10 protein-coding genes and 3 pseudogenes are annotated in these 12,130 nt (G+C 55.8%); 5 read left to right on the top strand and 8 right to left on the bottom strand.

From position 1 onward, the window contains the following. Positions 1–97: 97 nt before the first annotated feature. Both AKU94_RS06440 and AKU94_RS06435 read left to right on the top strand, forming a co-directional pair. Positions 98–263: pseudogene (locus tag AKU94_RS06440) on the top strand (transposase); the annotation flags it as partial. Between the two features lie 220 nt (positions 264–483). Next, positions 484–1,128: pseudogene (locus AKU94_RS06435) on the top strand (DDE-type integrase/transposase/recombinase); the annotation flags it as partial. Here the strand turns inward: AKU94_RS06435 and AKU94_RS20735 are convergent. The 4 genes and pseudogenes from AKU94_RS20735 to AKU94_RS20300 all read right to left on the bottom strand — a co-directional run. Further along, a pseudogene (locus AKU94_RS20735) lies at positions 1,102–1,346 on the bottom strand (FAD-binding protein); the annotation flags it as partial. The pseudogenes AKU94_RS06435 and AKU94_RS20735 sit on opposite strands and share 27 nt — an antisense overlap. 84 nt (positions 1,347–1,430) lie before the next feature. Beyond that, positions 1,431–1,706, bottom strand: a complete 276-nt coding sequence (locus AKU94_RS06430) for a hypothetical protein (RefSeq protein ID WP_232295703.1) — start codon at positions 1,704–1,706, stop codon at positions 1,431–1,433. Further along, a complete protein-coding gene (locus AKU94_RS20305; RefSeq protein ID WP_232295706.1) occupies positions 1,706–1,960 on the bottom strand; it encodes a hypothetical protein in 255 nt (84 codons plus the stop codon). Before AKU94_RS20305 ends, AKU94_RS06430 begins: the two co-directional genes overlap by 1 nt. Then, entirely contained in the window at positions 1,914–2,327 is a 414-nt protein-coding gene (locus AKU94_RS20300) for a 2Fe-2S iron-sulfur cluster-binding protein (RefSeq protein WP_232295705.1), read from the bottom strand. Before AKU94_RS20300 ends, AKU94_RS20305 begins: the two co-directional genes overlap by 47 nt. 288 nt (positions 2,328–2,615) lie before the next feature. Here AKU94_RS20300 and AKU94_RS06420 point away from each other — a divergent pair, with 288 nt between their 5' ends. Further along, on the top strand, positions 2,616–3,449 hold the full coding sequence (locus AKU94_RS06420; RefSeq protein WP_050526493.1) for a nitroreductase family protein: 834 nt from the start codon (positions 2,616–2,618) through the stop codon (positions 3,447–3,449). A 357-nt stretch (positions 3,450–3,806) separates the two neighbouring features. Next, a complete protein-coding gene (locus AKU94_RS06415; RefSeq protein ID WP_050526492.1) occupies positions 3,807–4,706 on the top strand; it encodes an NAD(P)-binding domain-containing protein in 900 nt (299 codons plus the stop codon). A gap of 162 nt (positions 4,707–4,868) precedes the next feature. Here AKU94_RS06415 and AKU94_RS06410 read toward each other — a convergent pair whose 3' ends face one another. Next, positions 4,869–6,332 carry an NAD-dependent succinate-semialdehyde dehydrogenase gene (locus AKU94_RS06410; protein WP_050526491.1) on the bottom strand — a complete coding sequence of 488 codons (1,464 nt, stop codon included), beginning with the start codon at positions 6,330–6,332 and terminating at the stop codon, positions 4,869–4,871. A gap of 137 nt (positions 6,333–6,469) precedes the next feature. Here AKU94_RS06410 and AKU94_RS06405 point away from each other — a divergent pair, with 137 nt between their 5' ends. Continuing rightward, on the top strand, positions 6,470–7,381 hold the full coding sequence (locus AKU94_RS06405; protein ID WP_050526490.1) for a LysR family transcriptional regulator: 912 nt from the start codon (positions 6,470–6,472) through the stop codon (positions 7,379–7,381). Positions 7,382–7,442: 61 nt separating this feature from the next. On the opposite strand, the gene AKU94_RS06400 is transcribed toward AKU94_RS06405, so the two are convergent. The 3 genes from AKU94_RS06400 to AKU94_RS06390 form a co-directional block, all read right to left on the bottom strand. Beyond that, the gene (locus AKU94_RS06400) at positions 7,443–8,711 is read right to left on the bottom strand and encodes a TRAP transporter large permease (RefSeq protein WP_050526489.1); all 1,269 of its coding nucleotides are present in this window, start codon (positions 8,709–8,711) and stop codon (positions 7,443–7,445) included. A 22-nt stretch (positions 8,712–8,733) separates the two neighbouring features. Beyond that, entirely contained in the window at positions 8,734–9,255 is a 522-nt protein-coding gene (locus AKU94_RS06395) for a TRAP transporter small permease (RefSeq protein WP_050526488.1), read from the bottom strand. 70 nt (positions 9,256–9,325) lie between these two features. Next, a complete protein-coding gene (locus tag AKU94_RS06390) occupies positions 9,326–10,528 on the bottom strand; it encodes a TRAP transporter substrate-binding protein (protein ID WP_050526487.1) in 1,203 nt (400 codons plus the stop codon). Positions 10,529–12,130 lie beyond the last annotated feature (1,602 nt).

The raw sequence follows: 12,130 nt of genomic DNA, 5'->3' as shown, positions 1-12,130 counted from the left end.
TAAAGACTCTCCGACATGAACTACCCCCCGAAATTCGGACAGTGACGTAAGCTACGATTTACAGTCTGCTGATCTTCGACGAGAAGGAGATCAGCAGATGTCGAACCGCAAACAACATGCGCCTGAATTTAAGGCGAAGGTCGCGCTGGAAGCCTTGAAGGGCGAGGCGACCGCCGCCGAGCTGGCGAGCCGGTTCGGGGTGCATCCGACGATGATCCATCAATGGAAACGTGCGCTCCTTGAGGGCGCCTCCGGCGTGTTTGAACGCGGTGGCAGAAAGAATCCCGAGATCAATGAAGAACAGGTGAAAGAACTCCACGCCAAGATTGTGGGGTAAGCCCGCGAACGCCATGCGTTCGAGAGAGCGGGCGCACGCCGTGGCCAACGGTACGGGGGCTTGCGCGGCCCCGCTGGGGCCACGGTCCCCTTGGCTTTGTCACGAAAGCTCAAACCATGGACCGGCAAGTGAGGCGCGACATGATTGAGCCGAATAATTCCATTTTGTCCATTGGGCAGCAATGCAGGTTGCTGTCGATCTCGCGCTCGTCATTCTATTACAAGCCTAAGGGCGAGACCGAGCAGAACCTCAGCTTGATGCGGCGGATCGATGAGCAATTTCTGGAGACGCCGTTCTTCGGTGTCCGCCAGATGACTTGGCACTTGCGCAGTTCAATCGCCATATCCATCATCCTGACTGTTCATAAGCCCGCAGAACGGCCACTTGGTGAACGAGAAACGGATACGCCGGCTGATGCGCCTGATGGGGCTGATGCCGATCTACCAAAAACCCAACACCAGCAAGCATGCGAAAGGGCACAAGACGTATCCCTACCTGCTGAGAGGTCTGCGGGTAGAGCGTCCGAACCAAGTTCCCCTCTCACACATGCAAGCATGTGTTGCCGGTCAGTGGGTGCTCGGATATTACCTATCTGCCCATGCGCCGAGGGTTCCTCGTATCTGGCCGCCATTATGGATTGGCACACCCGTAAGGTGCTGGCTTGGCGCATCTCGAATACGCTGGAGGCGGACTTCTGTGTTGCGGCACTGAACGAGGCCATCCACAAGTTCGGCCCGCCCGAGATCATGAATACCGATCAAGGATCTCAGTTCACGTCCTTTGCCTGGACTGACGACGTCCCGCGTGGCACTTTCGCCGCGCCCGTCATAGTCGAACATGAAACAATGTCCGTTAGCGTTCAGCAACTGCCCGTCGGCACCACGCAAGCCTTCTTCTAGCACGGTGCCATTCATCCATGTGTGTTCCCCACCAACAAGCGGGTGGGGTGGCACTGCATCATCTCCATATCGCGCAAAGGCAAGCCCGCACGCAGCGTGATGGCAAGCCCCGAAAACCGGTGCAGCAAATATGCAAACCAACGCGGATGGGATACGGTGCGTGCTCTCAGAAACAATGTGGCAATTCCGAACGTTCACATGACCAGCTCAAGCGCCATGCCACGCAGCTTCAGCGTCTTATGGACAATCACCCGAAGGCCGATGGCCCCATGAATTGAGGCGGCAATGACAAGGCTGCCGTAAAACAGAAACCACAGCACGCGGCCTTGGTTCCGACCAAGCACCTCGGCGGTACTAAGCCCCCCCCCTGTATTGCAGAAATCATGACCGCGATATGGCCCAAGAAAAGCGATGCCATGAACTTCGCGCTCAGCCTTTGCGCCATGTAAAGAGGGAGATTGAGCATTCATCAGCCCTTTCGCTTCAGTAAGAATTTCGTAGTTTCCCGCTTCAGGCCCGCAATCGCACCGAGCGGGTCCAGATCATTCAAACAAAAATGCGTGCAGCTGCCCCTCCCGGATACCGTATCCAGAACCGCTTGCCGGTCATCGGCCTTGCTGTCGTTGAACAGCGTCCATGCGCGCTGCAAAGCGGCAGGGCCAAGGCAGTCGGGATTATTAGCCAACGATCGCAAACCGCATAGCAGACCGAACAGTTGGTACATTCCATCCCCTTGATCGCCTCGACACGACCGACCTCCTCGGGGCCAATTTCGGGAATAGGGTCTTCGCGGCTTTTGTCGGGTTTATGCACCCGCCCGCCGCGATCCATTTGTCAAAGAACGGGTCCATATCGGTCGCCAGATCCTTGATCACGGGCAGGTTGCACAGCGGCCCGCTACGAAGCGCCCGATCCTTTGCGACCTTCTTCACCTGTGTCCGGCAGATCCAGCGCGGCTGATCGCTCACCATCATCGCAAAAGAGCCGCACATCCCTACCCGGCATGCATAGCGGTAACTCAACGACGGATCGATATGCTGCTTAATCCAGCTGACGACATCCAGATCAGTTTGGTATTCCCGAACCTGCACCTGAAAGTGTTCATACTCTCCGACGCTGTCCGCCTCCAAACCGATACGTCGAACGTATTTACTTCTTTGCTCACAGCGCACCCGTTTTTGATAAATCTCTTTCTCAAACCTTTACAGGTGCACCGCCTAACGCAAATGAAATACTTCTTATTACTTATGTAACCATAGCTTACTGCACATTCCCCTCGAAAACCGTGATTTATAATATCTTTAAGGGAGCTGTTTCGATAGCATGGCGCGGACTCTACATCGACACAGCCTGAAATCCGGCACCACGAGACTGCGAAAATGAACAAACCCCTTTCCGAAATTCTGCAAGAACGCTTTCAGCACACGATAGCCACCGCGCCTGAAATTGAAGCAAACGCAACGCTGCAGCAGATCGCCGGGCGTGGCAGTTGCCGCAAGTTCACGGATCAGCCCGTTCCAACACCGCTACTGGAGGCGCTTTGTGCTGTGGCCCTGTCCTCTCCGTCGAAAAGCGACCTGCAACAGCGCGACATCGTGATCATCAGCGAGCGCGCGCTAAAGGCAGAGCTTTCAACCTTACTTGGCGCGCAGGCATGGATCCCCTCTGTGCCCCATATTTTGATCTTTTGCGGCAACCACGCACGCCAACGGAAGATACATGACCTGACAGGCCATGAGTTTCTGAACCACCATCTTGACGGTTTTTTCAATGCTACGGTCGATGCGGCCGTTGCCCTCTCTGCTTTCGTTCTGGCGGCAGAGGCTGCAGGGCTGGGGTGTTGCCCCATCAGCACTGTGCGCAACCATTCGGATAAGATTGATAAGATGCTTGGCCTCCCTGATCTGGTCTTCGCTGTCGCGGGCCTTGCTGTGGGCCATCCGGCGGAACAACCGCCCCTCATATCACAACGGTTGTCGCTGCCGACGACAGTGCATCACAATCGCTGGACAGAGGACGGGTTGACAACATCCTTGCACGACTACGACACCACCCGCCGCGAACGACAGCCCTATGAAACACAGCGCCGCACCAAAGACCTTGGCCATGCGGAGCAATACGGCTGGCTGGAAGAGAAAAGCCGCCAATACTCGGCACCCGAACGTGCGCAATTTGGCGATTACATCCGGCGCAAAGGGTTTTCTCTGGATTAGGGTCCGCCTCCTTGGAAAACGTCGTTACTCGCAGCGACATCCTTTGGCCGCCGCCACATATTATGTAAGTATAATTTAACTAGACGAATATAAATTTTAACTTTCCGTACGCAGTAATTACAATTACCCTGCACCATATGGGAGGAATTTGGCAGAGGCCGCAATGTTTCAACGGCCTTCGTCTGGAACATGACACGCACAGCCAAATCTCCAAAGAATTCATTCGGAACGTTTCCAAGGTTGAAAACCAGGAAGCATCCGCCAGCACATGATCCAAACCAAGCGGATCAGGCGGGTGATATTACAACAGGACCACTTGCGCTTGAAACGACAGTGGTCCGGCAGGGAGGACAGAAAATGGCCACTATAGGATTCATCGGACTCGGGCGCATGGGAAGCGCCATGTCGCGTAAACTTGTCGAAGCGGGGCATGAGGTTTGGGTCTTTGACATCAACCCCGCCGCTGTTCAAACCATTGCCGACCTCGGCGTTCATGCCGCGACAAGTGCCGCTGACGCCGCAAGCAACCGCGACTTTGTGGTCACGATGCTTCCCAATGGTCCGGATGTCGAAGAAACCCTGTTCGGCGAAGCCGCTGTAGCAGACGCCATGTCCAAGAACACACTCTATATCGACATGAGCACAATCGCCCCGGACGCGACCGACAAGATCGCAAAACGCTTGGCGGACATGGGCATTCGCATGGTCGACGGCCCCGTTGGCGGAACATCGGAATTTGCCGAGCGCGGCGAGCTGCTTATTCTTGCCGGCGGTGATCCAAAGGACGTGGAGGCGGCACAACCGATTTTTGACGTGGTGGGCCGTGAGACGATTTACTGTGGCGCGAGCGGCGGCGGAACACGCACCAAGCTGGTCAATAACTACATGTCGACAGCGCTGAACGCGTTGACCGCCGAGGCGCTGGCCTTTGCCGAAGTGGCCGGACTTGATGTGCAGCGGACGGTCAAGGTTCTGGCCGGAACCACGGCGGGCAAAGGCTTTCTTACCGGCGCCTATGAGCGCAAGATTTTCAGCCAGGATATCTCTCCTGAATTCGGCTTGGCGCTTGCCTCCAAGGATTTGAACCTTGCCCTGACCTATGCCGCCAGCTTGAACGTCCCTCTGGGCGTTGGGGCTGCGGCCTCTCAGGTCTATGCGATGTCGCGGGCGGACGGGCTGGGACCAAACGATTGGTCCGCTGTGCTTGAAACCTTGCGGATCAAATCCGGACTGCCCGGACAGACATTCAAAGCCTGATCAATAGCCACAGCAAAAAGCGCCGCGAAGCCCCTCTGGTTTCGCGGCGCTTTGGGTTTCAAGGCGTGGATCGGATGCGCCATTGGCAAAGGCAGCATCCGAAGAAAGAGGGCAGGATTTTGCCCTGCCCCCCCTGTAAATTTCCGACGCCCCAAAGGCGGATCAGGCAGAAAGCCCGCCCATGCAACGATATTTGATATCGAGGTACTCATCGAGACCGTAGCGCGATCCCTCACGGCCAAAGCCTGACTCCTTGACACCACCAAAGGGTGCAACCTCGTTTGAGATGGCAACCTCGTTGATGCCCACCATCCCGTATTCCAGCGCGTCAGAAACCCGCCACGCACGCGCCAGATCGCGGGTATAGGTGTAAGAGGCAAGCCCGTAAGGCGTGTCATTGGCCTGCGCCACTACGGTTGCCTCATCGTCAAAGACCAACAAAGGGGCGATAGGGCCAAAGATTTCATCCCGCGCAACATCCATATCCGGCGTCACACCTGCAAGGACTGTGGGCAGGTAAAAAGCACTGTCCGGCACGGGCTCACCGCCCCCCACAAGCACCTGCGCGCCTTGCTCCTGCGCGCGGGCGACGATCCGGCCCATGTCCTGTGCCGCGCCCGCGTTGATCAATGGCCCGATTTGTACACCGGGCTGATCGCCTGCACCGACTTTTAATGCGCGGACCTTCTCCACAAAGGCTTCTGACAGCTTTTCAGCGATGTTGCGCTGCACGAAAATACGGTTCGCACAGACACAGGTTTGACCACTGTTGCGGAATTTCAACGCCATCAACCCGTTCACGGCGGCGTCCACATCGGCGTCATCAAAAATGATCACCGGAGCATTGCCGCCCAGCTCCATCGACATCCGCTTTACGGTGTCCGAACATTGCCGGATAAGATCCTTTCCAACCGCAGTGGAGCCGGTAAACGACAACTTCCGCACAACCGCGCTATCCGTCATCACCTTGATAATCTCGCGTGAAGAGCCGGTCAGAACGCTTATAACACCGGGCGGGACCCCCGCTTCTTCTGCCAGTTCGACCAAGGCGAGGGCAATGAAGGGTGTACGCTCTGACGGTTTGACCAGCATCGTGCAACCGGCGGCCAGCGCAGGTGCCAGCTTGCGCGTGATCATCGAGGCCGGAAAATTCCACGGCGTAATGGCACAGGTCACACCGACAGGATGTTTGGTCACGATTGTCTGGCGCCCCGGTGCAGGCGACGGGATGATATCACCGTAAACACGGCGGCCTTCCTCGGCGAACCACTCGATATAGGCGGCGCTAATGTCAATCTCGGCGCGGGATTCTGCAAGCGGCTTGCCTTGTTCGGATGTCAGGATACGGGCCAAAGCCTCGCGCTCTTGCAGGATCAAACCGTGCCAGCGTTTCAGAACCTGTGCCCTATCGGCCGCCGTGCGCGCCGACCATCCGACAAAAGCCTCTGCCGCCGCGTCGATCGCCACATGCACGTCCGCCGCGGTCAAGCGCGGCACAGTGCCGATTTCCTTGCCCGTGGCAGGGCAGATAACAGCGGTCGTTGCCCCATTGGACGCGCTGCGCCATGCGCCCGCAAAATAGGCTTGGGTTTTCAGTGCGCGTGTCGATCGAAAAGCATCATCCATTGTGTTTTCTTGCCAATTGTTTCGGGGAATTACATCTGTGACACACTGCATTGAAAGCTAGGCTAAATAAAGAAAATAATTATTGAACAAAATGTAAGCCCATGTAATGTAAAGGCTCGTTTGAGGATTGGGGCACCATGTCGATACGAATGCTTAGGACACTGATCGCCGTTGCCGATCACGGCACGTTTAGCGCAGCCGCTGATGTGGTTTTTGTCACCCACGCCGCGGTTAGCCAACAGATGCGCGCATTAGAGGAAACCTGGCAAGTCGCGATCTTTGACAGGTCGACCCGCACGCCAACGCTGACGCCGGTCGGGCGCGCCCTATTGGCAAAGACACGCGAGGTGGTGCGCGCCTATGATGATATCGTCCCCTCGGTTCTGGGGGATGACGGGCTGAAGGGTGACTTCAACATGGGCGCGGTATCGACGTCCCTGACCGGGTTGGTGCCCCTTGCAACGGCCATGCTGAAATCCACATGTCCAGACCTGCATGTGAAGCTTTTCCCGGGGCTGACAACCCCACTGATCCACCAGGTTGAACGCAACGCGCTGGATGGGGCGCTGATTGCAAAGCCGGATATGCTCCCCCAGGGATTGGTGTGGTATCCCATCGCGGTAGAGGAACTGGTCCTGATCTGTTCCGCACGCGTGGCGGGTGAGGATCCGGTCAAGATCTTGAAGGAACAGCCGTTTATCCGCTTTTCACGCGATGCGGTTGTTGGCTCTATTGTCGAGAAATGGCTGCAGGCCAAGAAGATCACCGTCAATGACAGTGTGGAACTCAGCGGCATGGAGGCGATTTATAGCATGGTGCTTGCCAATCTGGGCGTTTCCATCGTGCCGGAACCTTGCGTGTCCATCGCCAATCCGCCAGCCCTGCGCCGCATTTCGCTGGCGGGCGAAGACAATCCCGCGCGGCATCTTGGATTGGTCCATCGCAAGGACAGCACAAAAAGCCGCGTTTTGCGTGAAATCGCCTTGGCAATGGAACGCGCCGTCAAGGTCGGGGTCTTTTCGCCCGAAACCATCGATCAAATCGGTTGACCGACTGAAACCGTACCGTTGTTATTTCGATGAACGGGCCTATCACAAAGGCCCACCCCGATCACAGGAATGCCAATGAGAGGAACGGCATGAACGCGATGGCAAAACAGCTGAGGATCAGGATCAGAACATAAGGGATCACGGCCCGCGTCACGCGCGCAAAACTTACGCCAGATACCGCACTTGCGACGAACAGGTTCAACCCGATGGGCGGCGTGATAAAACCCACGGCAAGGGTAGAGACGACGATCACCCCGAAATGTACCGGATCAATACCGAGTTCACGCGCAACGGGCGTCAGCATGGGCGCAAGGATCAGGATATTCGGTGCCGCCTCCATCAGGCTACCCGCAACGATCAACAAAACCACGACAAGACACAGCAGGATAACCGGGTCTGACGACATCCCCAACAGCCCGGCAACCACCGTTTCGGGAATGCGCAGGATGGTCAGGTTTTGAGACAGCACCATCGCAACCGCCACGATCGGAACCACAAGGCCACAAATCCGGGAACTGCTGACCAGCACCGCCGGAATGTCACGTATTTTCAGCTTACGCGTGACCACGACGGTAATGAAGAGACAGTAAACCGCCGAGACAGCGCCCGCTTCGGTCGGCGTAAAGATACCAGAGTAGATACCAACGAGAATGATCGCGATCGCACCAAGGGCATAGCGCGTTTCCACGGCGGCAACCACAGCCCCCTTTGCGCTAAACGGGACTCGCTCACCGTAATTCCTGCGTCTGGCGATGACATAAGCCACAAAACACATGATGGTCACCATCATGATGCCTGGCAGGATGCCCGCGATGAACAGATCACTGACGCTAACACCAGTAGAAACACCATAAAGCACAAAAGCAACGCTGGGCGGGATGATGATCCCCACAACACCGCCCGCAGCGACCGTGGCCGCGCTGAAACCGCCCTCATAGGATTGCTTGGACATCTCTGGAAACACGACCTTGCCGACCGTGGCAACAGTGGCCGCATTCGATCCGCTGATGGCCGCAAAAATCCCCGAGGCAACCATGGTCGTCAAACCCAACCCTCCGCGGATCCAGCCGACCACACTTTGCGAAAAGCGCATGATCTGCGCCGCAATTCCGCCAACCGCAATCAAGTCACCCGTCACCACAAACAGCGGCAAGGCCAGCAACGGAAAGAGGTTCAACGAGTCGAACATCGTCAAACTAAGGTTAAGCAGCGGAAACTGGTCCGTGATCAGCGTCAGCACAACGGCGCCAATTCCGATCACGGTCACGATTTCCACACCAAGAAGCAACAGCACGGCCAGCGCAATGAATACGATCGTGTTAGGATCCATTTTTCCCTCGTTTTTCTAAGGTTCAATCAGTCGCAACAGCGGCGGCAGAAGGCATAAGTGGCAGCCCGCGCCGGTATCTGTTGATCGATGTGGCCATGCGCTGAAAAACACGCAAAACCACCAAGGACCATCCCACCGGAACCGATAGCAGCGCAATCCAGAACGGTATATCAATGGCCACCATCATCTGCTCAAAATCGATAACGTCCTGAAGCGGTTGGCGTATAAAAACGACAACGACGCTTGCCAACACAATCAGCAGCACGTCCGACAAAAGGAACAAACCCAGCTGCACACTTTGCGGCATCAGATCGCGCAAGAACGTCACCGAAAGATGCGAACGGTCCCGCGCCATACCCGCCATGGAAAGATAGCTCAGCCAGATGAAGGCATAGATCGCGGTCTCATAGGCCCAGAGTATCGACGACTGAAGGACGTAACGGGCAAAGACTTCTGTGAAAATTATAGCGATGATAAACATGTAAAGGATCGCATTCAGCGCATCCTCCAAATACTGATCCACCAGTTTAAGATAATGTCGCAAACCTCACCCCCCATCGTTGAACCCGCCACAAAGCGGCGGGTCGCGCGTTTTTATAATTGCCTGTAAAAGGTCAGAGCTTCCACCAGCGCACCGGCTCGGGGCTACCCGAACCTGCGGCCACTTTCACAACCATTTCGTAGGCGTCGCGCCCGTAGTTATCGATGGCTTCTTGCAAAGAGGGGTTCTTTTCAACCGAAAGCGCATCACGCCAAACGGCACGTTCCTCCTCGGTCAAAAAGTTCACGACCGTACCGGCACCGGGGAATCCTGCATTTTGCGGCGAACCCGGCATCACACCAATGGTATCGCGCAAGATCGTCTCATAGGTGTCGCAGACATGGACCTGTGCCAGATAGGCCGCTTCCATGACCGCCTCTTTCAGGTCGGGGTCCAACTTGTCGAGCCATCTCGTGCTGACCCAGATAGAGTCGGTATTATACATCCAATCCGTATCAACGATCTGACCGACAACTGGCGCCATCCCCACGTCAAAGCATGAACCGGGCCCGATATGCATCCCCTCCATCACGCCGTCTTTCAGCGCGGAGAAGGTTTCCGACCAGGCGATAGGCGTGGCGCTCGTCGGCAGAATCTGAAAGGCAAGCTGCTCAAACCGCGACGCCGTGACGCGCACCTTCATACCCGTCAGATCCTCAGGCAAACGCACCTTTGTCGCGACGTTGCGCGACAACAAAAGCATGCGCCGCCAAGGGTGGGTAAATGCCAATGTGACCCGGCGCTGTTCGGTCGCTGCGCGCAGCGTGTCATTGAACTCCTTGCTGAACAACAACCGCCAGAAGTTGTCATCATCCGTCCCGATCGCATAAGGCACATCAAGAACATTCAGTAAGGGCACCATCTGTGCGGCATTCTGCGTGGTACAGCTGCCCGCCTGAACGACACCTTGCTGCACCTTCTTCAACAGGTCAGCCTGCCCGCCAAGTGATCCGCCGTCATGCACCTCAACATAGATGCGGCCCCCACTCTGGGCCTCGACAGCGGCCTTGAACTCTGGCGCGCCGTGAATCCAGACCATATGTGGCGTACCCACACGGCCCGGGAACTGGTTCAGCGTCGCATCCAAGCCCATCGTCATGATGTGCTCGGCATTGGCGCGCTTTTCAGCCTCATCTGCAACCACGTCGGCCAGTGCCTTGCTGCCGCCCGCCAATGTAAATCCGAAACCAATGCTCGCGACTGTGCAACCACCCAAACCAAACCGCAAAATATCCCGACGGCTTAATGCTCCGCCTGCTTTGTTGTTTTTTTTCATTAACTTACCTCCCGAATAGCAATTGAGCGGTGCTATCTTCCCAATCACACCGCGCCCCTCGTCCCTTGTGCCTAACGCTTCAATACAGCGATCCGCATCCAGCAGCTTTACACGATGAAAAGCTTAACACAAAGGTTCTAAAATTTAATATAACTGTAAGATTTACTTAATACTACATCTATGAACCGACTTAGCAATGCAAGTAACATATTGAAAGAAATTTGGAATGTCCGTACCGAAGTGATTGGCGAAGTTACACAATACCTCCGATGTTCGAGGTTCTTTTTTCCCCGCAAGGACCTTGCGCCAGACCCGCGCACATTCCATTCTCCTGCCCCGACGACCTTAATCCCTGTGCTGAAGCCAAGACGCTCAACCCAATGTCTGCCTTCCCTGTTGCGATGCAAAAATCTGCGACTTTTACCCCGGAAAAACAAAAGGCAACTTCTCAGACGGGTTGGTCGACAGACCATCTTGATGGCGAACCGTTTACGGCCAGCCGTGAGTTGCCCCGCATGAACCATAAGCTTTCGCCATACACTTTAAGAATTTAGGTGATGGGTGAGCCAATCCAGCAATGTGTCGACCAACCATGCACTCTCGCCGCCATGCCTTGACCATGGCGCAGGAAGTAACCCTCATAACGGGGGATCCTGACACTGAATACCAGCTGGTCCTTTAAAAATAATCGACCACTAACGGGGGAACGATTAGAAGGCCGATGCATTCCTGCGGTGCTAATCTTCGGGGGCCTTTTCGGTTTATGGGCTGTAGTCTCCGGGGCGGGGCAAGGTAAACCCGTTCCTCTTGCTCCCCAACCAGTTTCTTATGTCATGGCCCCTTTCAAGGTGTCTTTGATAGTTATGCGAAAGAAGGGATTTCTTGACGACGCCTTCACCTCAAAGGGCATGACTTTGCACCACCCCGAGATCACCTCTGGCGTAGCCCAGACCCAAGCCACAGTCGCAGATCATCAGCGATTGGACGACAGCCTTCACCGTTACCTCATTGAGATTCAGCAACAGACAATCGACGTCACTCAACCGCTCGTTGCCCGGATTGCGCCTGGACAGCGAGGGCTCATCATCCGAAGTTTATGCTCTGGCCACGACGATGAATGCGGCGGGGAGTATATAATAATGAGCTGCGTGCCGCCAACATGATCCTCAGTGCCGAGATGACGCTTACGCCTCGCTCATGCGCACCGAGAGCCTGTGCAGCTATCGTCGGCTGGATTGCCCCGGCGTGGAGGATGTGCGCTGGTGTCTGGGGCAATATCCAATACGAAGCCGAATCGATGTTGCTTGAAAAGCACCCTTTCGACAGTTGGCCCGCCTACTCTTTTGAAAAGAGTGCGAAGCTTTTGTTCAGGGCGGCATTAGCTGGGGCGGGTCGCCAACCGTGCAAAAGCGCTTTTGTACCACCAATGCGATTGAGCGCCCAATCCAGATGTTAAGAAACACCATTGAAAGGAACTCCCCGGCACGGCGGCAACCGTGCACTGCTTGACTGCATAGCTTCTTGTTACGGGTTTTGACCCTGCTTTGCGTGTCGGCAACACATTACCGACCGACACCAATCAAAACCACGCTTTGCCCTAGT

Source organism: Pseudorhodobacter aquimaris (assembly GCF_001202025.1).
In the GTDB taxonomy this organism is placed as follows: Bacteria; Pseudomonadota; Alphaproteobacteria; order Rhodobacterales; family Rhodobacteraceae; genus Pseudorhodobacter; species Pseudorhodobacter aquimaris.
The sequence above is the reverse complement of the archived record's forward strand: the minus strand, read 5'-3'. Positions and strand labels throughout refer to the sequence as shown.